Annotated in this window: 24 protein-coding genes, 1 rRNA gene, 1 pseudogene and 1 other annotated feature; of the genes and pseudogenes, 19 read left to right on the top strand and 7 right to left on the bottom strand. The window is 56.7% G+C overall.

Annotated features, from left to right (window positions below; translation table 11 throughout):
• From ACJ8M3_RS13815 to rluD, 4 genes are all read right to left on the bottom strand, one after another.
• Positions 1 to 109: ribosomal RNA gene (locus ACJ8M3_RS13815) — 16S ribosomal RNA — on the bottom strand; the annotation flags it as partial.
• A gap of 511 nt (positions 110 to 620) precedes the next feature.
• Positions 621 to 3,194: an ATP-dependent chaperone ClpB gene (clpB, locus tag ACJ8M3_RS13820; protein WP_025301647.1), complete on the bottom strand. Its 2,574-nt coding sequence runs from the start codon at positions 3,192 to 3,194 to the stop codon at positions 621 to 623.
• Positions 3,195 to 3,324: 130 nt separating this feature from the next.
• Positions 3,325 to 4,056 carry a purine nucleoside phosphorylase YfiH gene (gene yfiH / locus ACJ8M3_RS13825; RefSeq protein WP_089196604.1) on the bottom strand — a complete coding sequence of 244 codons (732 nt, stop codon included), beginning with the start codon at positions 4,054 to 4,056 and terminating at the stop codon, positions 3,325 to 3,327.
• Positions 4,056 to 5,033 (bottom strand): 23S rRNA pseudouridine(1911/1915/1917) synthase RluD, encoded by a 978-nt coding sequence (gene rluD / locus ACJ8M3_RS13830; protein WP_004932452.1) that lies wholly within the window; start codon positions 5,031 to 5,033, stop codon positions 4,056 to 4,058. Before rluD ends, yfiH begins: the two co-directional genes overlap by 1 nt.
• Positions 5,034 to 5,164: 131 nt before the next feature.
• Between rluD and bamD the strand changes: the two genes are divergently transcribed.
• The 4 genes from bamD (at position 5,165) to pheA (ending at position 7,999) form a co-directional block, all read left to right on the top strand.
• Positions 5,165 to 5,896 (top strand): outer membrane protein assembly factor BamD, encoded by a 732-nt coding sequence (gene bamD / locus ACJ8M3_RS13835; RefSeq protein ID WP_004932456.1) that lies wholly within the window; start codon positions 5,165 to 5,167, stop codon positions 5,894 to 5,896.
• A gap of 312 nt (positions 5,897 to 6,208) precedes the next feature.
• Positions 6,209 to 6,550 carry a ribosome-associated translation inhibitor RaiA gene (gene raiA / locus ACJ8M3_RS13840; protein WP_004932457.1) on the top strand — a complete coding sequence of 114 codons (342 nt, stop codon included), beginning with the start codon at positions 6,209 to 6,211 and terminating at the stop codon, positions 6,548 to 6,550.
• Between the two features lie 122 nt (positions 6,551 to 6,672).
• Positions 6,673 to 6,799: a sequence feature (Phe leader region), on the top strand.
• Complete coding sequence (locus tag ACJ8M3_RS13845) at positions 6,674 to 6,721, top strand: hypothetical protein (RefSeq protein WP_101428074.1); 48 nt, start codon at positions 6,674 to 6,676, stop codon at positions 6,719 to 6,721. It overlaps the preceding feature by 48 nt.
• Before the next feature lie 42 nt (positions 6,800 to 6,841).
• A complete protein-coding gene (pheA, locus tag ACJ8M3_RS13850; RefSeq protein ID WP_033641936.1) occupies positions 6,842 to 7,999 on the top strand; it encodes a bifunctional chorismate mutase/prephenate dehydratase in 1,158 nt (385 codons plus the stop codon).
• A gap of 55 nt (positions 8,000 to 8,054) precedes the next feature.
• Here the strand turns inward: pheA and tyrA are convergent, their stop codons facing one another.
• Both tyrA and ACJ8M3_RS13860 read right to left on the bottom strand, forming a co-directional pair.
• On the bottom strand, positions 8,055 to 9,176 hold the full coding sequence (tyrA, locus tag ACJ8M3_RS13855; RefSeq protein WP_033641935.1) for a bifunctional chorismate mutase/prephenate dehydrogenase: 1,122 nt from the start codon (positions 9,174 to 9,176) through the stop codon (positions 8,055 to 8,057).
• Positions 9,177 to 9,179: 3 nt separating this feature from the next.
• On the bottom strand, positions 9,180 to 10,256 hold the full coding sequence (locus tag ACJ8M3_RS13860; protein ID WP_016929016.1) for a 3-deoxy-7-phosphoheptulonate synthase: 1,077 nt from the start codon (positions 10,254 to 10,256) through the stop codon (positions 9,180 to 9,182).
• 495 nt (positions 10,257 to 10,751) lie between these two features.
• Between ACJ8M3_RS13860 and ACJ8M3_RS13865 the strand changes: the two genes are divergently transcribed.
• Positions 10,752 to 11,516, top strand: coding sequence for a DUF481 domain-containing protein (locus ACJ8M3_RS13865; protein WP_033641933.1), 765 nt, complete (start codon positions 10,752 to 10,754; stop codon positions 11,514 to 11,516).
• Between the two features lie 46 nt (positions 11,517 to 11,562).
• Here the strand turns inward: ACJ8M3_RS13865 and ACJ8M3_RS13870 are convergent, their stop codons facing one another.
• Positions 11,563 to 12,459 carry a helix-turn-helix domain-containing protein gene (locus ACJ8M3_RS13870; RefSeq protein WP_089196603.1) on the bottom strand — a complete coding sequence of 299 codons (897 nt, stop codon included), beginning with the start codon at positions 12,457 to 12,459 and terminating at the stop codon, positions 11,563 to 11,565.
• 242 nt (positions 12,460 to 12,701) lie between these two features.
• On the opposite strand from ACJ8M3_RS13870, the gene ACJ8M3_RS13875 reads away from it, so the two are divergent.
• The 14 genes and pseudogenes from ACJ8M3_RS13875 to ACJ8M3_RS13940 all read left to right on the top strand — a co-directional run bounded on the left by ACJ8M3_RS13875 (position 12,702) and on the right by ACJ8M3_RS13940 (position 24,947).
• A complete protein-coding gene (locus ACJ8M3_RS13875) occupies positions 12,702 to 13,007 on the top strand; it encodes a hypothetical protein (protein WP_089196602.1) in 306 nt (101 codons plus the stop codon).
• 78 nt (positions 13,008 to 13,085) lie between these two features.
• Positions 13,086 to 13,307, top strand: a complete 222-nt coding sequence (locus tag ACJ8M3_RS13880; protein WP_033641931.1) for a TraR/DksA C4-type zinc finger protein — start codon at positions 13,086 to 13,088, stop codon at positions 13,305 to 13,307.
• A complete protein-coding gene (locus ACJ8M3_RS13885; protein ID WP_089194299.1) occupies positions 13,291 to 15,387 on the top strand; it encodes a replication endonuclease in 2,097 nt (698 codons plus the stop codon). The genes ACJ8M3_RS13880 and ACJ8M3_RS13885 overlap by 17 nt, the downstream gene beginning before the upstream one ends.
• A gap of 63 nt (positions 15,388 to 15,450) precedes the next feature.
• Positions 15,451 to 15,645, top strand: coding sequence for a hypothetical protein (locus ACJ8M3_RS13890; RefSeq protein ID WP_089196601.1), 195 nt, complete (start codon positions 15,451 to 15,453; stop codon positions 15,643 to 15,645).
• Between the two features lie 191 nt (positions 15,646 to 15,836).
• Complete coding sequence (locus tag ACJ8M3_RS13895) at positions 15,837 to 16,040, top strand: tail protein X (RefSeq protein ID WP_033641929.1); 204 nt, start codon at positions 15,837 to 15,839, stop codon at positions 16,038 to 16,040.
• A 3-nt stretch (positions 16,041 to 16,043) separates the two neighbouring features.
• The gene (locus ACJ8M3_RS13900; RefSeq protein ID WP_033641928.1) at positions 16,044 to 16,262 is read left to right on the top strand and encodes an HP1 family phage holin; all 219 of its coding nucleotides are present in this window, start codon (positions 16,044 to 16,046) and stop codon (positions 16,260 to 16,262) included.
• Complete coding sequence (locus ACJ8M3_RS13905) at positions 16,246 to 16,758, top strand: lysozyme (protein WP_089196600.1); 513 nt, start codon at positions 16,246 to 16,248, stop codon at positions 16,756 to 16,758. The genes ACJ8M3_RS13900 and ACJ8M3_RS13905 overlap by 17 nt, the downstream gene beginning before the upstream one ends.
• 53 nt (positions 16,759 to 16,811) lie before the next feature.
• Positions 16,812 to 17,276 (top strand): phage tail protein, encoded by a 465-nt coding sequence (locus ACJ8M3_RS13910; protein WP_033641926.1) that lies wholly within the window; start codon positions 16,812 to 16,814, stop codon positions 17,274 to 17,276.
• Between the two features lie 85 nt (positions 17,277 to 17,361).
• On the top strand, positions 17,362 to 17,997 hold the full coding sequence (locus tag ACJ8M3_RS13915; protein WP_069101126.1) for a phage baseplate assembly protein V: 636 nt from the start codon (positions 17,362 to 17,364) through the stop codon (positions 17,995 to 17,997).
• Positions 17,994 to 18,344 (top strand): GPW/gp25 family protein, encoded by a 351-nt coding sequence (locus tag ACJ8M3_RS13920; RefSeq protein ID WP_033641924.1) that lies wholly within the window; start codon positions 17,994 to 17,996, stop codon positions 18,342 to 18,344. Before ACJ8M3_RS13915 ends, ACJ8M3_RS13920 begins: the two co-directional genes overlap by 4 nt.
• 4 nt (positions 18,345 to 18,348) lie before the next feature.
• Positions 18,349 to 19,257: a baseplate assembly protein gene (locus ACJ8M3_RS13925; protein ID WP_047025229.1), complete on the top strand. Its 909-nt coding sequence runs from the start codon at positions 18,349 to 18,351 to the stop codon at positions 19,255 to 19,257.
• A pseudogene (locus ACJ8M3_RS13930) lies at positions 19,250 to 19,771 on the top strand (phage tail protein I); the annotation flags it as partial. The gene ACJ8M3_RS13925 and the pseudogene ACJ8M3_RS13930, both read left to right, overlap by 8 nt.
• Before the next feature lie 2,768 nt (positions 19,772 to 22,539).
• The gene (locus tag ACJ8M3_RS13935; protein ID WP_232094989.1) at positions 22,540 to 24,519 is read left to right on the top strand and encodes a phage tail protein; all 1,980 of its coding nucleotides are present in this window, start codon (positions 22,540 to 22,542) and stop codon (positions 24,517 to 24,519) included.
• A 2-nt stretch (positions 24,520 to 24,521) separates the two neighbouring features.
• Positions 24,522 to 24,947: a tail fiber assembly protein gene (locus tag ACJ8M3_RS13940; RefSeq protein WP_089196599.1), complete on the top strand. Its 426-nt coding sequence runs from the start codon at positions 24,522 to 24,524 to the stop codon at positions 24,945 to 24,947.
• Positions 24,948 to 24,962 lie beyond the last annotated feature (15 nt).

A 24,962-nucleotide genomic window follows, 5' to 3' on the forward strand; every position in this document is an offset into this window, starting at 1 on the left:
TCCGCCGCTCGTCACCCAGGGAGCAAGCTCCCCTGTGCTACCGCTCGACTTGCATGTGTTAAGCCTGCCGCCAGCGTTCAATCTGAGCCATGATCAAACTCTTCAATTAAAAGCTTGATTTGCTTCCACTCGAGAAGCGATGCTCAAAGATTTACTGCATGAATTTTACTTCAGTTAGTCACTCTTCAAGACTTGATATTTTTTTGCATCCGAAGATGCTGGATATCGTCTTGTGGAGTGCCCACACAGATTGTCTGATAAATTGTTAAAGAGCAGTGCCGAGAAACTCATCGGCGCGGGCTGCGTATATTACGCTTTTCACCCGGAGAGTCAAGCGTTTATTTCGCTTTCTTCTCGCTGACCCGGCGGCTTGTCAGTCGTTGTTCCCGGTCAGTGGAGGCGCATTATAGGGAGTTCTCGGCGGGCCGCAACCCCTAAATGCAAAAAACTTTTCAAGCGTTCAAATAATCACCAAAAACGCCTTTTTAGGATGTTTATTAGTCAGAAAATACCGGTTTTAGCACAGTAATAGCGGCAAACCCTGTAAACAGGGACAAACGAAGGTAAAGAAAAGGGAGCGGTCACCCGCTCCCTTTCATCTTTATTATCCTTAATTGCCGTTATTGTCGGGCAACGATATGGTCGTTTTCCACATCCAGCGTTACCAGCTTGCCGGGGATCAGCTTGCCGGACAGGATTTGCTGCGCCAGCGGGTTCTCGATTTCCTGCTGAATAGCGCGTTTCAACGGGCGTGCGCCATATACAGGGTCGTAGCCGGTTTTGCTTAACAGCGCCAGGGCCGGTTCGGTCATGGTCACTTCGTAACCGCGCTCTTCCAAACGCTTGTACAGACGCGACAACTGAATCTTGGCGATCGCGGCGATGTGTTTCTCGCCCAGCGGGTGGAACACCACCACTTCGTCGATACGGTTGATGAACTCTGGACGGAAGTGGTGACTCACCATCTCCATCACCGACTCTTTCATCTGCGCGTAGTTCATCTGACCGAAATGCTCCTGGATCAGATCGGAACCCAGGTTGGACGTCATGATCACCACGGTATTGCGGAAATCGACGGTGCGGCCTTGACCATCGGTCAGGCGGCCGTCATCCAACACCTGCAACAGAATATTGAACACGTCCGGGTGCGCTTTCTCGACTTCATCCAGCAGAATCACCGAATAAGGCCGGCGACGTACGGCTTCCGTCAGGTAGCCACCCTCTTCATAACCGACATAGCCCGGAGGCGCGCCGACCAGACGCGAAACGGAGTGTTTCTCCATAAACTCGGACATATCGATACGCACCATGGCGTCGTCGCTGTCGAACAGGAACGAAGCCAGCGCCTTGCAAAGCTCGGTTTTCCCTACCCCGGTCGGGCCGAGGAACAGGAACGAACCGATCGGTCGGTTAGGATCGGACAGCCCCGCACGGCTGCGGCGAATCGCATTGGAGACTGCGCTGACCGCTTCGTCCTGGCCAATCACTCGCGAATGCAGTTCTTGTTCCAGGCGCAGCAGCTTGTCGCGCTCGCCTTCCAGCATTCTTGCGACCGGGATCCCGGTGGCACGCGCCAGCACTTCGGCAATCTCCGCATCGGTCACCCGGTTGCGCAGCAGCTTCATGCTCTTGCCTTCGGCCTGCGTGGCGGCGGCGAGCTGTTTTTCCAGCTCAGGGATTTTGCCGTACTGCAGTTCCGACATCCGCCCCAGATCGCCGACGCGACGCGCCTGCTCCAGGGTGATTTTGGCCTGCTCGAGTTCAGCCTTGATATTCTGGGTGCCGGAGAGCGACGCTTTTTCCGCTTTCCACTCTTCTTCCAGCTCCGAGTATTCGCGCTCTTTCTGCCCCAGCTCATCGCTCAGCATGTCCAGGCGTTTCTTGCTGGCGTCGTCAGACTCTTTATTCAGCGCCTGCTGTTCCAGTTTCAATTGGATGATGCGGCGCTCAAGCCTGTCGAGCGACTCCGGCTTGGAGTCCATCTGCATGCGAATGCTGGACGCCGCTTCGTCGATAAGGTCAATAGCCTTGTCCGGCAATTGACGATCGGCGATATAGCGGTGCGAAAGCGTTGCCGCCGCCACAATGGCCGGGTCGGTTATCTGCACGTGGTGGTGCAGTTCGTAACGCTCTTTCAGGCCGCGCAGAATAGCAATGGTGTCTTCCACGCTCGGCTCAGCCACATACACTTTCTGGAAACGACGTTCGAGCGCCGCATCCTTCTCTATATATTGACGGTATTCATCCAGCGTGGTGGCACCGACGCAGTGCAGCTCGCCGCGCGCCAGCGCCGGCTTCAGCATGTTGCCTGCGTCCATCGCGCCATCCGCCTTACCAGCACCGACCATGGTATGCAGTTCGTCGATAAACAGGATAACGCTGCCTTCCTGCTTGGCCAGATCGTTGAGCACGCCTTTCAGACGCTCTTCAAACTCGCCGCGATATTTGGCGCCGGCGATCAAGGCGCCCATATCGAGGGACAATACGCGCTTGTGCTTCAGTCCTTCCGGCACTTCGCCGTTAATGATGCGCTGCGCCAGGCCTTCGACGATGGCGGTTTTACCCACGCCAGGCTCGCCGATCAACACCGGGTTGTTTTTGGTACGGCGTTGCAGCACCTGAATGGTGCGACGGATCTCTTCGTCACGGCCGATCACCGGGTCAAGTTTGCCCTGCTCAGCACGTTCGGTCAGATCGATAGTGTATTTCTTCAATGCCTGCCGTTGGTCTTCGGCGCCTTGGTCTTCCACGCTGTCACCGCCTCTCATTTGTTCAATGGCTTTGCTGATTTTGTCGGCCGTCGCGCCGGCCGCTTTCAACAAGTCGGTCAACGAGCCGCGGTCTTCCAGCACCGCAAGCACAAACAGCTCGGAAGAAATGAATTTGTCCGCACGCTTTTGCGCCAGCTTGTCGCACAGGTTCAGAACGCGCACCAACTCGTGGGACGGTTGAACGTCGCCACCGGTGCCTTCTACCTGCGGTAAACGGGACAGCGCCTGTTCGATCTCGGTGCGTACACGCCCGGCATCGATACCTGCGGAAGTTAATAGTGGACGAACCGTGCCCCCTTCCTGATTGAGCAGGGCGCTCATCAGATGTAGCGGTTCAATAAACTGGTTGTCGTGCCCAAGGGCTAGTGACTGGGCATCGGCGAGGGCAAGCTGGAATTTGTTGGTAAGACGATCCAGACGCATAACACCTCCAAGATGGGTCGAAATTGCTACTGGAGATTAAATGAGGTCATCCCTCAAATTTTCAAGGTTATCTCGACGCTAAATTTTCGGTACAACGCCATGCGTCGTTGGATCGTCCTAATTCAATAGGTTATATCAGCCAGATTAAACTTGCCAGACGTCCGGTTATTCCATCGCGTCGATAGGAGAAAAAATGGCTCATTTCGTTAACCGTACAGCGGTCGCCGCCATAAATGGCCTGAACGCCCGCACGCAACAAGCGTTGGCGAGCCAGCAAGTAGATATTAGCCAAAAACTTATCGCCATGCGGGGTAAATGCCGCTGCGGCCTCAGCGTCTTCCGCCATGAAAGCGGCGCGCACCTCCGGCCCGACCTCGAACTGCTGCGGGCCGATCGCCGGCCCCAGCCAGGCGCTGATTTGGCCCGGTGCGGCGCTGAACGCCGCCACGGTTTGCTCCAGCACGCCGTGGCATAGCCCACGCCAACCGGCGTGAGCGGCGGCCACTTCGTCGCCTTGCTGCGAGCAGAACAGCACCGGCAGACAATCCGCCGTCATCACTGCGCACACCTGACCCGGCACGTTACTGTACACCGCATCCGCCCGCAGATCGGCGGGCGCTTGTCCCGTCAACGTCACCACGCGGGTGCCGTGCACCTGCTCGAGCCATACCGGCATCTGCGGCAAGCCGGCGGCGGTAACCAACCTTTCCCGATTGCGCTTCACCGCTTGCGCCTCGTCACCCACGTGAGCGCCGAGGTTCAGCGAGTCATAAGGTAGCAGGCTGACGCCACCATCGCGCGTGGTGCTGCAAGCTTTAACGCCGGGAGGCAACGGCCAGTCGGGCAGAATGAGCGAGCGCATTACCAGTCCATCTGATCTTTGAATTCTTCGGTGTCCGCCTTCAGCGCGTTGATCAGATCGACCATGTCCTGCGGCAGCGGCGCATGCCACTCCATCTGGATGCCGCTGATCGGGTGATACAAACGCAGCATGGTAGCGTGCAGCGCCTGGCGGTCAAAGCCGCGCAGCGTGTTGATGAAGGCCTCCGAAGCGCCTTTCGGCGGACGCGGACGGCCGCCGTACAGCGGATCGCCCACCAGCGGATGGCTAATGTAAGCCATGTGCACGCGGATCTGGTGAGTACGGCCGGTTTCCAGGCGCAGGCGCAGACGAGTGTGCGCGCGGAAGTGCTCCATAATGCGATAGTGCGTCACCGCCGGCTTACCCATCGGATGCACCGCCATGTGAGTGCGCTTGGTGGAATGGCGCGCGATGGGTTCTTCTACCGTACCGCCTGCCGTCATGGTGCCGATCGCCACCGCTTCGTATTCACGGGTGATTTCGCGCGCCTGCAGCGCCTCCACCAGCCGGGTTTGCGCCGGCACGGTTTTCGCCACCACCATCAGGCCGGTGGTGTCTTTATCCAGACGGTGCACGATGCCGGCACGCGGCACGTCGGCGATTTCCGGGTAGTGATGCAGCAGCGCATTGAGCACCGTGCCGTCCGGGTTACCGGCGCCAGGGTGCACCACCAAATCGCGCGGCTTGTTGATCACCAGGATATCGCTGTCTTCATAGACGATATCCAGCGCGATATCCTGCGGCTCCCAACGCGCTTCTTCTTCTATCTGTGCATCGATGGCGACTGTCTCTCCGCCCAGCACCTTCTCTTTCGGTTTGTTTGACGTTTTGCCATTGACCTTCACCCGATCGCCCAGGATCCACTCTTTTATGCGAGATCGTGAATAATCAGGGAACAATTCGGCCAAAGCCTGATCTAAACGTTGTCCGAGTTGAGATTCGGCCACCGTTGCGGTGAGTTGTACTTGTTGTGCCATATGCAGCTTCTTCGTTAACGTTGGGTTTTCACGGCGATGCCGTTTAATATAATGTGCTATTGTACCTGGTCTTTGTCGGGAGCTTAACGGACAGTCTCCCGGAATAACACCCTGAGGATAATCAAAACGTCATGACGCGTATGAAATATCTGGTGGCGGCAGCCACGTTGAGCCTGGCGCTGGCAGGTTGCTCCACATCCAAGGATGCGGTTCCCGACAACCCGCCTTCGGAAATCTATGCTACCGCGCAGCAAAAACTGCAGGACGGTAACTTCAAGGGCGCGATTACGCAACTCGAAGCGTTAGATAACCGCTATCCTTTCGGGCCGTATTCCCAGCAGGTCCAGCTGGATTTGATTTACGCCTATTATAAGGCTGCCGACTTGCCAATGGCTCAGGCATCCATCGATCGCTTCATGCGCCTGAATCCGACGCACCCGAACATCGATTACGTGATGTACATGCGCGGCCTGACCGACATGGCGCTTGATGACAGCGCGCTGCAGGGCTTCTTCGGGGTTGACCGTTCGGACCGCGATCCTCAGCACGCTCGCGCTGCGTTCCGCGACTTCAGCCAGTTGATTCAGCAATACCCGAACAGCCAATACGCGACCGACGCCAACAAGCGTTTGGTGTATCTGAAAGATCGTTTGGCCAAGTATGAGCTTTCGGTGGCGGAATACTACACTAAACGTGGTGCTTACGTCGCGGTCGTTAATCGCGCCGAGCAGATGTTGCGTGAATTCCCGGATACCAAAGCGACGCATGACGTGTTGCCGCTGATGGAAAATGCCTACAAGCAGCTGCAGCTGAACGGCCAGGCTGACAAAGTGGCCAAAGTGATCGCCGCCAACCCACAATAAGCGCGCGTCGGCACCGGCAGAAAAACCAAACGGCAGCCAAGGCTGCCGTTTTCATTGGCGTCGACCTGGTTTTTACTGGAAAAATACACAAGTAAAAACACGGTGTTAGCTAGCGCTCCTCATCGGTCAACTCATCGATAATGCGCCATCCGGCGGCAACTCTCAAGCATTAGATAGCCAATTCAAATGCTGAATCACAGATTGAACTAACTTTGCAAAAAGTGACAAAAAATCGTGATTTACATCACGCATTTAAACAAAAAGCGGGGTATGCTGGATTCACCAAGACGGAAAGACAGAGAGGTAAGTTATATGACATTGAACATTACCAGCAAACAAATGGATATCACTCCCGCAATCCGCAATCACGTCGAAGACCGTCTCACCAAACTGGAAAAATGGCAGACCCAGCTGATTAACCCGCATATCGTCTTATCCAAAGAGCCGCAAGGGTTTGTCGCCGACGCTACCATTACTACGCCTAACGGCCCGCTGGTCGCCAGCGCCAAACATGATGACATGTATACCGCCGTTAACGAGCTGATCGCCAAACTGGAGCGCCAGTTGAACAAAGTGCAGCACAAAGGCGAAGCGCGCCGCTGCAATGCCAGCGTGAAAGACATTGTGCCGGAAGTCACGCAAGAGCAGGAATAACCGTCCGACAGCGATTGCCGCATCAAACGCGCCCGAGGGCGCGTTTTTTGTCGGGTATTTTTGTTGACGGGGTAAAAGCCAGCGGTTACTTTAAAACCTGTTCGCATTAACCTTAGGTAGACCATGCCACGCACACCGTTTTTCTTCGCATTCTTTTTTACCTTCCCCTGACTGGGAGGCGTTTCGTCGTGTGAGAAAGAATGCGAAGACGAACAACAAGGCCTCCTGGAAACAGGGGGCTTTTTTTATGGCTGTTTTACAACGAATAAGAACTGAAGGCGGAAGCTGATTATGACTGACAACCCGTTATTGGTGCTGCGCGAGCGCATCAGCGCACTGGACTTGAAACTGTTGGCCTTGCTGGCGGAACGCCGTGAGCTGGCGATCGAAGTCGGCAAGACCAAGCTGCACTCTCACCGCCCGATCCGTGACAAAGAGCGCGAACGCGATCTGCTGGATGCGCTGATCGCCGCCGCCAAGCCTTACGACCTGGACGGTTTCTACGTCACCCGCCTGTTCCAACTGATCATTGAAGACTCCGTTCTGACCCAGCAGGCGCTGTTGCAGCACCAGCTCAACCCCGTCAGCCAGCATTCCGCCCGCATCGCTTTCCTCGGCCCGAAAGGCTCTTATTCACATCTGGCGGCGCGCCAATACGCTGCCCGCCACTTCGATCGGCTGATCGAATGCGGCTGCCAGAAGTTTCAGGATATTTTCGCCCAGGTGGAAACCGGCCAGGCGGACTACGCGATTTTGCCGATCGAGAACACCAGCTCCGGTTCGATAAACGAGGTCTACGATCTGCTGCAACACACCAGCCTGTCGATCGTCGGCGAACTGACTAACCCTATCAACCACTGCGTTCTGATCGCCGGCGACAGCGATCTGAGCCAGATAGAAACCGTCTACAGCCATCCGCAGCCGTTCCAGCAGTGCAGCCAGTTCCTGAACCGCTTCCCGCACTGGAAAATCGAATACACCGAAAGCACGGCGGCCGCGATGGAGAAAGTCGCCAAGCTGAATTCACCGAAGGTGGCTGCACTGGGCAGCGAGGCCGGCGGCGCGCTGTACGGGCTGCAGGTGCTGGAACACAATCTCGCCAACCAGCAGCAAAACATCACTCGCTTCATCGTGCTGGCGCGCAAAGCGATCGATGTCTCCGAACAGGTGCCGGCAAAAACCACGCTGATCATGGCGACCGGCCAGCAATCCGGCGCGCTGGTCGAAGCGCTGCTGGTATTGCGCGATAACGGCATCATCATGACCAAGCTGGAATCACGTCCGATCAACGGCAATCCGTGGGAGGAGATGTTCTATATCGATGTGCAGGCCAACCTGCGCGCCGAGGCGATGCAAAAAGCGCTACGCGATCTGGCGCCGATCACCCGCTCGCTGAAGGTGCTGGGCTGTTACCCAAGCGACACCGTGGTGCCGGTCAACCCATCCTGAAACTGTAAAAAAGGGTTCGGCCAAGCCGAACCCTTTATGCTTACTGCCCGCAGTTTTACTGCCGGCTGTCGTTAGCCTGCCGCAACAGCGTGCGGCTCTCCACCAGGAAGCGCTGGGCGTAATCGCCGAACCAATGCTCTACCTTGCGGAAGCTCTCGATAAACGCCTGTTTGTCGCCATGCTCCAACAGCTTTATCGCCTCGCCGAAGCGCTGGTAGTAACGCTTAATCAGCGCCACATTTTCTTCCGACGACATAATGATATCGGCGTACAGCTGCGGATCCTGTGCGAACAGGCGGCCAACCATCGCCAGCTCCAACCGGTAGATTGGCGAAGAGAGTGCCAGCAGCTGCTCCAGTTGCACGTTCTCTTCCGCCAGGTGCAGCCCGTAGGCGAAGGTAGCGAAGTGCCGCAGCGCCTGAATAAACGCCATATTCTGATCGTGCTCGGCCGCGCTGATGCGATGCAGCCGCGCCCCCCACACCTGCAACTGTTCAAGCAGCCACTGATACGCCTCCGGCTGGCGGCCGTCGCAGTAGACCACCACCTGCTTGGCCACGCTGCCCACGTCCGGGCCGAACATCGGATGCAGACCGACCACCGGGCCGCTGTGCGCCGCCAACATCGCGTGCAAAGGCCGGTTCTTCACCGACGCCAGATCCACCAGAATACAATCGGCAGGCAGCGTCGGCAGGCGGCTTATCACCTGCTCGGTCACGTGGATCGGCACGCTGACGATCACCATGCCGGCATCCGCCAACAGCTGCTCCGCCTGCGGCCAATCTTCCTGATCCAACACCCTGACCTGATAACCCGACAACGTCAGCAAGCGATTGAACAGCCTGCCCATTTGGCCGTTGCCGCCGATAATGACGATCGGCCGCAGCTGCGGGCACAGGGTTTTAAAGCCCTTATCGTTCTCGCTGACGTAAGACTCGCGCATCACGCGGCGCAACACATCTTCGATCAGATCCGGCGGCACGCCGAGATTTTCCGCCTCCCGGCGGCGCGAGGCCAGCATCGCGGCTTCGCGCTCCGGCACATAAACCGGCAAACCGTGGCGGCTTTTGACTTCGCCCACTTCCGCTACCAGATGCAGGCGTTTCGCCAGCAGATCCAGCAGCGCTTTATCCACCTCATCGATTTGATCGCGCAGCGCGGTCAGTTCTGCCACCATAACTTACTTTTCTCCCGTGCGGGCCGTCAGCGCAGCGCCGAGTTCCTGATGCATATGGCGCAACAGGGTTTCCGTACTCTCCCAGTTGATGCAGGCGTCGGTGACGGACACACCGTAACGCATGTCTGCACGCGGCTGTTCGGAAGACTGATTGCCCTCATGCAGATGGCTCTCCAGCATAATGCCGGTGATTGAGCGGTTACCCGCCTTGATCTGCTCCACCACGGACTCGGCAACCGCCGGCTGACGGCGATAGTCTTTATTCGAGTTGCCATGGCTGCAATCTATCATCAAGGACGGGTGGAGTCCCGCCTCAAGCATCTGTTTTTCACAGGCCGCAACGTGCTCAGCGCTGTAGTTCGGAGTTTTGCCGCCGCGCAGGATCACGTGCCCATCCGGGTTGCCCTGAGTCTGCAGCAGGCAAACCTGGCCTGCCTGGTTAATGCCGACGAAGCGATGCGGCATGGCAGCGGCGCGCATGGCGTTGATGGCGGTGCCCAGGCTGCCGTCGGTGCCGTTTTTGAACCCGACCGGCATCGACAGGCCGGATGCCATTTCTCGGTGGGTCTGAGATTCGGTGGTACGCGCGCCGATCGCCGACCAGCTGAACAAATCACCCAGGTACTGCGGGCTGTTCGGATCCAACGCTTCGGTAGCCAACGGCAAGCCCATGCCCACCAGATCCAGCAACAGGCGACGCGCGATATGCAAGCCTGCTTCAACATCAAACGAACCGTCCATGTACGGATCGTTGATCAAACCTTTCCAGCCGACAGTGGTTCTGGGTTTTTCAAAGTAGACGCGCATAACGATATACAGCTGATCGCTCAAGTCAGCCGCCAGGGTTTTCAAACGACGGGCGTAGTCCAGCGCCGCATCCGGATCGTGGATCGAACAAGGCCCACACACCACCAACAGGCGATGATCGCGCCCCTGCAAAATGTTGGCGATGGTGTTACGCGCAGTGGCGATTTCATTTTCGTCGTCGGCGCTGAGCGGGAACTGGTTCTTCAGCTCCTCCGGCGTGATGAGAACCTGTTCTGCACTGATGTGTACGTTATTGAGCGCGTCTTTTTGCATGATGCTATTCCTGTCGTTTGGCGTTATGCGTTGAAATGGAACATTGAGCGTTTCAGGGGTCTACCCTATCACGATGTGTAAAGTTTTCAATCCATTTTCCGTAAATAAAAGATTACCGTCATTATCTTGCTTAAACCACCTTTGAGTCAGGGTTGCAAAAATTGTTTTAAATACAACAAATACAACCAATTAAACAAATAATAAACCCATCACCACGCTATAACCCCTCATGCCTAACAAAGCCAATGAATGTAAACATATTTGTACATTAAATTTTACAGCGAGGATGCACGGCCCATCTCGGCACCGACGGTCGGGCGAAGCAGGATCAGCACGAAATGCCGTCGAAAGCGATGAATTTAAGTAGAAGAAAAGCGAATAAATGAGGGATAAAAATTAAAAACTTAAGCTAATGGCGGCTATTTTTGTCGCCGAAATGAACCGATATAATGTGACCGTCATCAACAATAATCACCCTTAACAACTGGATCCAAGATGCTCTCTTCCCGCGCTCGTCGCGCTTTTCCGCTGTATATTTGCTGCTTAACGACTTTCACCAGTGTTTCAGCCCTTGCCGACAATACGCTTTTCACCGCGATGGACGATCCGGCCACCGCCAAGAAACCGTTCGAAGGCAACGTGCAGGCGGGCTACAACGCCCAGTCCGGCAACTCGCAGAGTTCCACTCTGTTGGCCAACACCAACATGACCTGGTTCAACACCGACGCGGCGTACAGCCTGTGGGGGGCGGCCAACAACACCACCTCCTCCAACGTGCGCTCGTCCGAAAAGTATCAGGCCGGTGGCCGTACGCGCTATAACCTGACCGATCGCAACTACCTGTTCGGCCAGGCCAGCTGGCTGAGCGACCGTTTCAACGGTTACGACTCACGCTCCACGCTGACCAGCGGCTATGGCCGTCAAATCCTCAACGGGCCGCTCAGCGACCTGCGGGTGGAATTCGGTCCCGGCGTGCGCCATGACGAATACCATGGCGGCGGCCGCTCGACCAAAGGGCTGGCCTATGGCGCGGCCAACTATTCCTATCAGCTGACCGACAACACCAAGTTCATTCAGGGCGTCTCCGCACTGGCGAACGAAGAAACCACGCTGAACTCGGAAAGCGCGTTGAACGTGGCGATCAACGATCGCTTTTCACTGCGCGTAGCTTACACCGTGACCTACAACAGCAAGCCACCGGCCTCCGCGCCGAAGAACACCGACACGACAACCTCGGTCACGCTGGTCTACGGCCTGTAACCTGCCCGCCCATTATTTCTCGAAGCCCATCATCGATGGGCTTTTTTTATGCCTGCGGCGTCAACGTTAACCAGACCATGCCAAGCGCTTTCAACGCATCCGGAGAACACTGAAAGTCGACGTTGCCGCCGCTGACCCGCACCTGGTTACCCGGTAAACGCGCTATATCGTAAACGTCCAGGTTACCGTCGATATCCACCAGCCAGCGGCCATTGGCGATATGCGTAACGGCCAGATCCACCAGCCAGGATACGCGCCCGCCATCAACATAAGCCGGCTGAGCCACGCCGTCAGGAATCAAAGAACAGTCTGCCGACCACTGCCCCCCCTCTTTCAACTGCCCGGCGAGCAGGCGATATTTCGGTATCGTGCGAGCTCCGGATACCGGAACCGCCGATGCGGCATCACCCCACATCTCCCCCTGGCCCGTCGCCAGCCACAGCAGCGAGACGCCTGTATCCAGAGCACAGGTCACCACGATATCGCCGGGGAAGTAGTTGCGGCGGACCCAGGTGCTCATCGTGCCTGAAGAGATACCCAGCAGGTCGCCCAATTCTTTTTGCAGATTGAAACCGTAAGCATCCAAAATGCGGCGCAATACCCCTTTTCCGCCGGAAGCCAAAACGCGATCGTAAAGCGCTTTACCTTGCGCAGATGACGCAGGCTTGCGATTGCCTTTTGAATTTGCAAGTTCACCAGTCATCAGCCAGGCCAGATCTGCTCCCGTGGTTAACGCGCAGTTGATAATGACATATCCGGGAACACTACCCCGCTGTTGCCAACTACTGATGTTATTCGGCGCTATCCCAAGGATTTCACTCAATTCCTTCTGCGTGCCAACGCCATAAGATGAAAGAACTCTCTCAATTACCGCTCCCACGGAGGTGTTGTTGTTTGTTGCATCTTCACGCATATCATCACCGATTAAAAATGAAATTCGCATTTACAAGTCGCATTTTGCGATTTAAAGTACCATCAATTCGCCGTCACTCGGCATGTCGATCGCTTTAGTTAAGATGATGCGACATGGGTGATGAAAATGCAAATACCGCAAGGCGACAACAATCTTGCGTAATCACTTTGTTTACAGCGTGTTTACTCAAGTTTTCGCCTTTAAACGACGGATAACCAAACCTTGCTTTTGCGAGTATTCATCCATCATCAAATTCAGATAAGGAGGCTGTCATGCTACTGGCCAGCGAGGAGCAACGGGCTATCGGCCTGCGGCGTATTGCTGAAATCCGCCGCACACTGTTTGCCCGGCAACCCAACCATGCCGAAGAGATTTACGACACGGCGCCGCTGCACCTGCGCCATACGTTTTGCTTCCACGCCGGGCTGACTGAACGCTATGTGTGGTTAAAGTTTCACGAAATGGGTTATGCCGAACGGCGGAAAATCGTCGCGGCACTCAATGAACTCATCTCGCTCAGTCAATCGTTGCCGCGCTATATCAGCGAAACAGACTGTCTGTTACCCCCAAAAAAATAACCTTTCGAATCAAGCTGGCGTGCAACCCGCCGGGCACCGCTCGGCCCAAATTCACCCTATTAAATACTGGAAAATATTATGGCTGATACTATTGATATGGCGCAGGAGCGCCAGGCATTGATGCTCGAGAAACAAATTGCGTATGCCAGGCCGGTTGCCACAGCGCCCTCGGCGTTCTGCTGTGCCGATTGTGACGCGGCGATTCCTGTGGCGAGACGCATTGCGATTCCCGGCGTCAGCCGCTGCGTGACCTGCCAGCAGCTATCAGAAGCCAAGCAACGTCATGTCGCTCGCCGTTAAAAATAGGCCGGCGGAGCATCTGCCGGTCAACGCCTCTGCCATACAACACGCAGCGTACGGTGATTACGCCTATCCATGGAATGCCCCACGACGTGCGATAGGGCGCGAAGCGGCGCTGAATCGCGACCAACTGCGCCAATGGCAAGCGATACTGCAGTGCATTCATGACCTGCCTTATTATTTGCGCACGCCGTTCCTTGAGCGCCACCGCCAACTGCTCAGCCAGAAGGGAGCCCACGCCGCCTGGCATTATCTGGTGCGAGTTTTCCATCGGCGGATATGGCCACGCATTCAGCAGGTAAATAATAATTTCGGTTTGGATCAACGCAAATCACTGCACTTTGGCAGCGAAGCGGACAGCTATAGCGCACTGCCCGCGCTGGGCGATAAAGCGCTGGAGCAGTTGGCGCGGCGTATCGGGGGCCAACTTTCTGCGCTCTACCAGAGTGAATGTGACGCCTTGCTGGCGAAGCACGGCAATAATGCAGAGATCCTGCTACACGCGGATATACAGCGCCGCCTCTATCGCCAAATCGCCACGATGGCCCGCGCCTTCAATATCCAGCCCATGCACTGGCGCTGTTATCGTAAAGGCAAGTTGGACAGCGAGCGGGCAATTGCGGCGCTGTCGCGCCTGACCGACGATCGCTGGTGGCTGCGGCGTCTCAAAATGCAACGCATGCAGTGGCGCGAGGCGCTGCAAATCGCGATAGGCAACGTCCGCAACAACACGTCACCTTATGCCAGCAGACAGGCCCTTCACGATGTCAAGGCTCGGCGTCAATCGAACCTCGATTATCTTCACCGTTGCGAGCTGGAAAACGTCGCCACGGGCGAGCGCGCCGATCTTATGGATAAAGTGCTCGGCAGCATCGCCAATCCCGCCATTCGTCGTATGGAGTTGATGAATACCCTCGCCGGTATAGAAACCTACGCCACTCGCAACGGCCACTGCGGGTTGTTTATCACGTTGACGACGCCGGCACGCTTTCACCCTATCCAGCATGTCGGCACACGAGGCAAAATGCGCTTCAATACACGCTGGCAAGGACAAGCCCTAACACCGAAGGATGGCCAACGTTATCTGGTTGCCCAGTGGGGGAAAATGCGAACCGCCTTCAAGGATCGCCGTCTGCAGGTCTACGGTATGCGAGTGGTTGAGCCTCATCATGACGGCACGCCGCACTGGCATCTGATGATGTTCACTCCACAAATGCAACGTCAGGCAGTGCTTGACATCATGCAGCGTTATGCGCTGCAACAGGATGCAGCAGAACCTGGCGCCCAACAACATCGTTTCCAGAGCAAACACCTCAACCGGGGTGGCGCAACCGCCTATCTGGCCAAATATGTCGCAAAAAACCTCGATGGATATGCATTGGAGGAAGAGTTCGATCGCGAAACCGGCGCCCCGCTGAGCGATACCGCCCGCGCGGTCAGCGCCTGGGCCGCCACCTGGCGCATCCCCCAGTTTCATCCCTTCGGCCTGCCCGGTCTCGGGGTCTACCGCGAATGTCGACGTATTCGCGGCCAAAACCTGACGCCGCAGTTTGACGCCGGCACCGAAGCCGTGCGCGCCGCTGCCGACGCCGGCGACTTTGCCGGTTACATACAGGCGCAAGGCGGCGCCAATGTGCCACGCAGCCACCAGTGGGTGCGTGTCGCGCGCGAAGCCTCAGAAACCCGGAACGCTTATGACGAGCCCGTCACAAAAGTTGTCGGCATTTATGCACCGCATTTGGGAATTGAGCGGGTATACCGAACGCGCACCGTGCAATGGCGTATCGTCGCTAAAACACTCGCCGCCGCGACGCCTTGGAGTTCTGGCAATAACTGTGGAACGCGCGCTCTTTACTTGCCGCCGGCACCCGCGCCGTCGGCTCGTTTGACGCCGCCACAGCGGCAGCATTGTCTGAATATTGCCCGCAAACTTCGAGGTATTGGCATAGAACCGCAACGCTGGCAGTTGGAGGTTCTCGCACGCGGCGGCAAAATTCATTTTGACGGCCTCCTTGTACAATTTCCGCTAATCAATGATTGGCCGTATTTTTACTGCACAAATGATAAGTCCAACCATTGACGCCTTTAGCGTTTTGCTTAATACTGTATAAATACACAGTATAATCAAGAGAGGGCAAAAACAGTGGAAATTATGGATAAACAACAAGTAACACTGTCCCGCATCCAATTCATCGCCGATGTTTCACAGACTGCGCAATGCAGTGCCTCCGAGTTTCTGATCGCCATGTCGCTGATCTCCGATTTGGCCAGTCAGGTGCTGCCGAACAATGATTATCAAGAAATATTTTATCCCGCTGACGAACACCCCCCCTGCTAATCCCTCCAGCCAAACGTTTTTCATCCCCCCGCCGCCGGCGGGGTTTTTATTGCTGCCGGCGGCACTTTTGCGCCTCAGTTGTGCCATCTCATCCACAACCCCCTCGCGTTGCCCCTCCCTCCTACGCGCGCGAAACTGAAGATATCCGGGGCCACAGCCCTCTCTCCCAACGCTATCGCAGGATGGTAATGATGAAAATTTATGCACAACAAGGTGACACCATTGATGCGATTTGCTGGCGCTACTACGGCAGCACGCAACGCCAGGTGGAACAAGTCTATCTGGCTAACCGTGGCCTCGCCGATCTGGGGCCCCTGCTGCCGCACGGTCAACCGGTGGAATTGCCGGACCTGCCTGCGGCGGCCCAACGAGAAACCGTCAAATTGTGGGATTAAGCGATGGAGAAACTCACTTCAACCCTTGCCTATTTCGTCGCGGCTTGCCTGGCCTGGTTAGGGAGCCACTCTGCACAGGACATTGCCATCCTGGTCGGCGCCGCAGTCGGCGTCGGTACCTTTGCAGTGAATTGGTACTACCGGCGTAAAAGCTACCAGTTGCTGAAATCGCTAAAAAAAAACGGCCTGAAACGCGGAGTCTACGATGAGCTCACTCGCTAAACGCTGCAGCGTGGCGGCTATTTTAACCCTCGCTGCCCTGCTGCCTCAGTTCAATACGCTGAAAACCTCTGAGGAAGGTTTGCGCCTGATCGCCGATTTCGAAGGCTGCCGGCTTTCACCCTACCAATGCAGTGCCGGCGTCTGGACCAACGGCATCGGCCACACCGCCGGCGTGAAGCCGGGCGCCGTCATCAACGAACGCCAGGCGGCCGCCCATTTGATCGACGATGTACGCACCGTAGAGCGCGGTCTCGCGCGCTGTATGGATGTCAAGATGCCGCAGCCGGTTTACGACGCCGTCAGCGCTTTCGCTTTCAACGTCGGCGTCAACGCCGCCTGCAATTCAACGCTGGCCACCCTTGTCAAACGTCGTCAGTGGCAGGCGGCTTGCGATCAACTGCCTCGTTGGATTTATGTCAACGGCGTCAAAAACAAAGGACTGGAGCGCCGCCGCACGGCCGAACGTGCGCTATGTCTGAGCGGCATCTCACGCTGATCGTTTTTCAACAAACGCCCACTCAAACCGCTCCCTTTTTCAGGAGATACATCATGTTAAAACCCGAACAGCTCCGTGCCGCACTGTTCAATGCCATTCCCGTGTTGCAGCAAAACCCCGAACGATTGCGCCTTGGCATTGCTAACGGCCGCGTGATCTCAACGCTCGCCCCCTCGCTGTCCTTCGAATATCGCTATCAGCTCAATCTGGCGCTGGATGGGCCGTCAGCTGACGACGACCGGGTCATGGTCGCCGTACTGGCCTGGCTGCGCAGCCACCAACCAGACCTTCTTGCCAATCCGGACAAGCGTAAAAATGATTTTTCGTTTCAGAGGGATATAGACACGCCGAACCAGTTGATATTGCAGCTGCAACTCACCGAACGAATCCGGGTGGAACTGCGCGATGGCGCATTGCATATCACCCCGCTGGCTGAACCTCCCGAACCGGAGAACATCGTTCGCTTCACCCAGGTTTATCTGCACGGAGAGTTACTCAGCGAATTTGGTCAGCCGTAGCGCCCTACAGGCAGCTTCGGTTGTGCCGGCGGCAGCCAAACGCCGTCGCGTTGTCCCCCTTTTCATCCAGCGGCATTCTTGAGACATGAACACAGACAACTTCGATATTCAGCGCCTGGTGCGCAACCTGATACGGATCGGGACCGTCAGCGAGCTCGACCTGGAACGCGGGCGCTGCCGCGTCGCCACCGGCGGCAATCTTACCGACTGGCTCAACTGGCTGACCGGACGGGCCGGCGACGCACGCAGCTGGTGGGCGCCCAGCATTGGTGAACAGGTCTTGGTGCTGTCACTTGGCGGGGAACTTGAAACCGCTTTCGTGTTGCCCGGCGTATTTTCCGATGCTCACCCCGCACCGTCGGCCTCAGCACAGGCGGCGCATATCGCTTTTCCTGACGGTGCAGTGCTCGAATACGAGCCGGCTATCGGGGCGCTTAAGGCCGTCGGCATAAAAAGCGCCACCATTGAAGCCGCCGAGCGGATCACTCTGACGGCGCCAAACATCACCTGTATCGCCAGCGGAAAAATTACGCTGGACGCTCCCGAAGTGGAGTGTACCCAGCAACTCACTACCGGCACCATCGCCATCCATCAGGGCGGCTCGATGACCGGCGATCTCAATCACACCGGTGGCAGCATCAGCTCTAACGGCATTGTGGTGCATACCCACACCCACGGTGGAGTGCAAAACGGCGGAGGCCAAACGGACAAACCAGCATGAACAACGCGAAATTTCTTGGCATGAATCGCGGCAACGGCCGCGCAATCGCCGATCTCGAGCACATTCGCCAGTCGGTGAGCGACATCCTGATTACGCCTATCGGCTCACGCGTCATGCGCCGCAGCTACGGTTCGTTGCTGTCCGAGTTGCTGGATCAGCCGCAAAACGACGTTCTGCGATTGCAAATGATGGCGGCCTGCTACAGCGCACTGCTGCAGTGGGAACCACGCATTCGGTTGACGGGCATCAGTTGCAACACCACCTTTGACGGAAAAATGGTGGTCGACATTACCGGCAACCGCACAGATACGCCGGATGCCTTTTCTCTTTCTATTTCAGTGAGCTGACACCATGGCAACCATTGACCTGAGTTTATTACCCGCCCCGACGGTGGTGGATCCTCTCGATTACGAATCGCTGCTGGCCGATCGCAAGGCCACGCTGATTTCCCTTTACCCGGAAGAGCAGCGCGAAGCCATCGCCCGCACATTGGCGCTGGAATCGGAGCCGATCGTCAAACTGTTGCAAGAAAATGCTTACCGCGAACTGCTGTTACGCCAGCGCGTGAATGAAGCCGCAAAGGCCGTGATGCTGGGTTATGCCAGCGGCAGCGACCTCGACCAACTGGGCGCAAACTTCCAGGTGCGACGCCTGGTGGTGCAACAGCCGGATGACAGCGTCATCCCGCCCTTGCCGGCGGTCATGGAATCGGATAGCGATTTCCGCGTGCGCATCCAACAGGCATTCGAAGGCTTAAGCGTGGCTGGATCCAGTGGCTCTTACGAGTATCACGGTCGTTCCGCCGATGGCCGGGTCGCCGACGTTTCCGCAATAAGTCCGAGTCCGGCCAACGTGCTGATTTCCGTACTGTCACGCGAAGGAGACGGTACCGCCAGCGCCGAACTGGTGGCGATCGTCGATAAAGCGTTGAACGATGAAGATGTGCGCCCGGTGGCCGATCGCGTCACCGTCCGCTCTGCCAACATCATCAGCTACAACATCGATGCCGTACTGTACCTCTACCCTGGCCCTGAAGCAGAACCGGTACGTCGCGCTGCCGAAGCCAAACTGAAAAATTACATCAGCGCCCAGCACCGTTTAGGCCGTGACATTCGCTTGTCGGCAATCTACGCCGCACTGCATGCCGAAGGGGTGCAACGCGTTGAATTGAGGACCCCGCAGGCCGACATCGTATTGGACAAAACCCAGGCGTCACATTGCGCTTCTTATCGTCTGACGGTGGGAGGCTCCGATGAGTAACCGTCTGCTGCCGGTCGGCTCTTCCCCGCTGGAGGTCGCGGCTGCGGCCGCCTGTGCCGAACTGGCCGCCATGCCGGTGCCGCTGCGCGATCTGTGGGATCCAGCCACCTGTCCGGTCAATCTGCTGCCGTACCTGGCCTGGGCCTTCTCGGTCGATCATTGGGATGAAACCTGGACGGAAGATGCCAAACGCAGCGTCGTAGCCGCCGCTTTCTTCATCCACCGTCACAAGGGCACCATCGGCGCTATTCGCCGTGTGGTGGAACCGTTGGGTTACCTGATCAAACTGCGCGAGTGGTGGGAAACCAACGGTGAGCCCGGCACCTTCACGCTGGATATCGGCGTGTTGGAGAACGGTATCACCGAAGAGATGTATCTGGAAATGGAGCGGATGATCGCCGATGCCAAGCCGGTCAGCCGCCATCTGACAGGCCTGGCGCTGAACCTCGAAGCCGCTGGCGCAATCGACGTCGCCGGCGGTCAATATGATGGAGAACTTACTACCGTGTACCCCGACTATGCCAGTCTCGCCCTGCAAATGCTGGAGGGACATTACCAATTCTTGCAACGCAATACCGGCACCACGCTGGACTCGACTCAGCAACACTTCGTGTTCAACGACGAACATGTTTTGGCCGATTCCCGTCATGAACGCGAGCTGTCGCGCATGGCGGGGCTGCCTAACGACGCCACCACCGAAGGACAGGCTCTGCAGATCCTTGGCTATGCCCATGCGTATCTGGCGACCGGAGAACAAAAATATTTGGATCAGGCCATCGCCTGTTTTGACGCCTATGTGACCTACTTTTACGACGGTGCGCCGATCCCTGACAGCCCTCAACGCTGGATCGCCAACTGGATCGTCAACGCCAAAGAGCCAGTGCCCGCCAATTGGCCGGTCGATACGAGGGATCCGACGCATAGCGGTTTCAAAGGTATTCCGCTAACGTTCAACAAGGGCCGTACGCAGATCCCTCACGGCGCGCCCTACTGGGGTGAATATCTCGATATCGCTACTTTCGCCTTCGACGGCGCGCTGGCCTGGGATGCCGTCAACGCCCAGGTGCGCGCGCTCAATGCCGCCGGTGAAATCGACTGGAATAACGACGGTACACGCTATGACGTGGACTGGATCATCAATTGGCAGGGTTACCAGATCGGCGCCGACGGCGAGATCCTGGCCAAAGGGCTGCCCGCTGAACAAATCGGTACGGTGCAATTAAAAGACGCCACGCTCGGCGGCAATCACAAGCTGAATTTCGCCAATCGCCAACCGGTCGAACACGGCGGCGTGTTAATCGAACGCAATCAGGTACAGCATAACCGTCCGCTGCATGTGCCGGTCCCGCACAACGCCATGGGCAACGCGGCCGATGCCGAGCTGTGGTTTGCCGACGCCTGCTATCTGCTACACAGCATCACCGGCGAGCAGCGCTATTTCAACGCCTGGAAAAGCGTTGAATTCACCGCGATGGAATATACCGATATTGATGCGCAGGATAAGTTCTTTCGCCAGAGCCGCAGCGCCAATACGCCGTTTACCGACGGCATCTCCTACGATTGGTCATACCCTTCCGGTGCGCCGGTAAGCTACGGCCGCAGCGCCGAAGGCATGATCACCATTCGCAAAGAGATAGCATCGCAACAATCGCTGGAACAACAGGCAATCTGGTTCCGCATTAATCGCCAGTCAAAAATCCGCACCTGCTTTGGCGGCGTCGACGATCAGAATCAGCCGATCTCCTGCAAAATACAGCTATCTATAGCACCGGAAAAAAACGCGGCGAGCACCACGGAATGGGGCATCGGTCTGCCGCAGTCGCTCCAACCTCAGGTAAAAACTTACGACATCGCGCTCAGCAGCCTGGCGGCGCTGACGAAAGAAGACGGCAGCGACTATCTGCTGGCCGATCTGCGCGCAGTGACCGACTACGGCGGTTGCGCGATCGCCAGCCAATTTGAGGAACAGGTTTACGACAGCCGCAGCGCGACAGTGATCCAAGCCCGTTTCCCCAATGACGACGCAGGTATGGTGATCGGCGCCTGGTTGACCGCAGAGGAAAGTTTCCCCGTTACGCAGTTGGTCTATCGCGCGGACGCCGACTTCAACCTGCGGCTCGAAGATGATGACAAATGGCGCTGGTATTGGATGCTGCCCGCCACCGGCGGCAAATGGCAAATCGCAAATTTCGCCCCGCAAGCGGCTACGCTGAGCGGCTATCAGCCGGACCATCAGGATGTCGAGCCCAAACCGGCTGCACCTCGCTTCAGCCGCGTCAAGCAAGTAACCATTCTGCAAGACGGAAATGTACCGGACGCCACGTTCAGCTACTACGTACTGAACGACATTCCACCGACGCTCAACGCCGATGACGGCTACACGATCCGCTATCGCATCACGTTCCAGGCGGCACACCCCTACACCGCGCTGTTGGGAGACTGCACCCTCCTGAATCACCGCCGCGACGGCCTGTTCTGTACGCCGGGCGTCATGCCGTTCTCCAACATTTATCAGGCGGACAGCCAACAGTTCGATGGTTGGCACGGCATGCCTTATCCGGGCTACCAGTACCCGTTCATTTTCGTGCACGCCGCCGCCGATCCCGACGGGGTGATGCTCAACAACATGGTCGAGTTTCTGTGGCAGTCGCAGCAGTGGTATCAGCAGCAATTCGGCGTGCTGGGCCCCAGCGCATCGGCCTATATCTGGAACCGTTGGGACAATCTGAGTTACGGTCCGGCGGATACCTGGACCATGTATCACTGGGGTGACGGCACGGCCTGGTCCGGCTATCAGCCACGCGCCTTCTTCGGTGCCGCGCGCGCCTGGCTCGAGTTACAGCAGGCGAGCAAAACGCCACCGCTCAAGCTGGTGGAATATGTCGAAAACTGGCTGCGCTGGCTGATTGATTTTACCAATGACGCCGGCGGTGTCACGCCGACCGATTTCCCGATGGCCGGCCTGCCGCAGCCCGATGCACAGGATTTTACCGGCCACATGTGCGGCCTGTGGCTGGCTGGCGCGGTGCTGGCAAGAATGGCCGGCAGTGAAATTGAGGGCCTCGAACACTTTATCGAACAATGCGTTACGGAATTACAAAGACATTACCTCTCCACCGGTGACGTGATGGACGGCGGCTGGTCGCCCGCGCCGCGTCTCGGCACCGATAACGGCATGTTCTTCGGCTTTTGGTCAGGCGAGATCCTGCGCGGATTGAGTCTGTATGTGATGTATAAAAACGGCCTTACCTACCCGGCCGGCAAACAGAAGAGAACCACACCATGACAGCAAAATACCGCGCCCTGCTCACCGAACAGGGCAAAGCGCTGCTGGCTAACGCTGCAGCAACCGGCCAAAAGCTGGAAATTACGCATATGGCGGTCGGCGACGGCGGCGGTTCGCCAACGCAGCCCGATGAAAGCCAGACCAAGCTGGTGAACGAAAAACGGCGCGCCGAGCTGAATTCACTGCAGATAGATACCGGCAACAGCAACCAAGTGATCGCCGAACAAGTGATCCCGGAGGACGTTGGCGGTTGGTGGATCCGCGAGCTGGGGCTGTATGACAAAAACGGCGTGCTGGTGGCGATCGCCAATACACCCGACACCTACAAGCCGCAGTTGACCGAAGGTGCCAGCCGCACCCAGGTCGTGCGCATGGTGCTTCTGGTAAAAGGCGACGCCAATGCGACGATCGTCGCAGACAAGACCGCCTTACTGGTCTCGCGCGATACGCTGAGTGCAGCCATTGCCGAACATGCCCGCTCGCGCAATCATCCTGACGCCACCTTGCTGGCAAAGGGTTTCACTCAATTGAGCAACGACAGCAATAGCGGTAGCGAAACGCTGGCCGCTACCCCGAAAGCCGTCAAAGCGGTTAACGATGCCTCGCTGAAAATCGCGGCGAACCTGAAAGACCTGCCAAACAAGTCCGTCGCGCGCGGCAACCTGGAGCTGGGCACTGCCGCCACACGCAACGTCGGCGCGCAAAAAACCAACCTGATGGAGGTGGGCGCGTTCGGTTTGGGGGGAGGCCCGATACATCGAGAAGACGCTCTGAGCAACCGTGGCGAAATCTACCGGGTTAACGGCACATCGAAAAATGCGCCGGGCGGCGGTGTTTATGGCGTCTTGAACCTGCCGTGTGACGGCGGCCCTTCCAGCGGGTATCTGGCTATACAGACCAACGGATGGTGTTACATCGGCACATCCACGACGCCTGACAAGCCGCTGAACTGGTATCGCATTTACACCACAGGTTTTAAACCGACGGCTGCGGACGTCGGTGCTTACAGCAAGACAGAATCCGACGGCAAATTCGTCAAACAGAGCGGCGATACGATTAGCGGCAGTTTAACGGTCAATGGTGCGATTGAGACAAAATCGGGATTGACCACCCCCTATGCCACGGTTACGGGATCATTAACCACCAAAGGCGGCGTTGAGTTATTTGGAAACGCACCTTACCTAGATTTTCATTACGGCAATAGCAACAGTGATTTTGATGTCAGACTCATCAATGACAACAAAGGCATCTTAGCCTTTCACGGCAATGAATATTACGTCAATGGCAAGCTGAGCGCGACGGGCGACGCTTGGATCGGTGGACGCGCCAGTATCAATGGCACCACGGCGTTCAACGGTGGAGATTATCTCCTTAAACAGGGGAATTATACGAATCAAGACGGGAGTCGGCAAACAAACGGCATACGGTTGCAAGGCCAGGGGGACCTGCTCACCGATCTTTACCATTATGAAAAGACCGGTAGCTTCCATGAATTCGGTATCCACGTTGCCAACGGCGGGGGCGATGGCTGGTTCAGCTTCCGTAACAACGGTGAGTTCCGTGCGAACAGCACCTTATTTGCGGCAGGTGCCGCTTACCAGACAGACGGTAATATCAACGGCAGTATTTGGGGCGGTTACCTGAGCAACTGGATTACCGCACGCATTCGTGAAAGTGGGCAAGTCTCAGTTAACGGCGATCAATGGTGGTACAAAGATCAGCGTACCGGCCTCTATTTTCAAGGAGGGCACGTAGTTGGTAATGTCAACGACGGCGGTGAAGCATATCGAATACCCTTACATATCGCGGTTCCCAATCGCCTATTGAATGTTTCCATCACTCTTAAAAACTTTGCACAAGGGTTTGATACGACATGGAATCCTCAGATCAGTGATTTAAACGGGGCAAGAGATTCTTTTACCTGGTTCCATGGTTCCAAAGAACGTGACGTCTATTGGATGGCAGTAGGATATTAATAATGAATACCTATCAATTCAGTGCAAAAACAGGCAGCTTTTATCCAAAAAGCATGCTGAATGAATACCGCAATGCGAATACTTTACCCGATGATTTGGTCGACGTTGATGATGAAATGTACAGTCTATTCACGGCACCGCCTCCTGCGGGAAAAATCAGAGGAGCCGACGAGTCAGGTTTTCCCACTTGGGTTAATGTACCGGCACCAACGCCAGAACAACAGATCATCAGTGCAAGGATAAGAAAGAGCAGACTGGCTGAAAAAGCGGAAGCGGCGATCGCGCCGCTGGCCCGCGCTGCCAAATATGGTGACGCCACTCAAGAAGAAAGCGCCAAGTTGAGCGCCTGGGAAAAATACTCCGTGCAACTTAGCCGGATAAAACCCGAAGCGGCCCCGGATATCGACTGGCCGCAACCGCCGCAATAACGTCGTTCAACGCCC

It is taken from the genome of Serratia sp. CY55921 (assembly GCF_052167655.1).
In the GTDB taxonomy this organism is placed as follows: Bacteria; Pseudomonadota; Gammaproteobacteria; order Enterobacterales; family Enterobacteriaceae; genus Serratia; species Serratia ureilytica.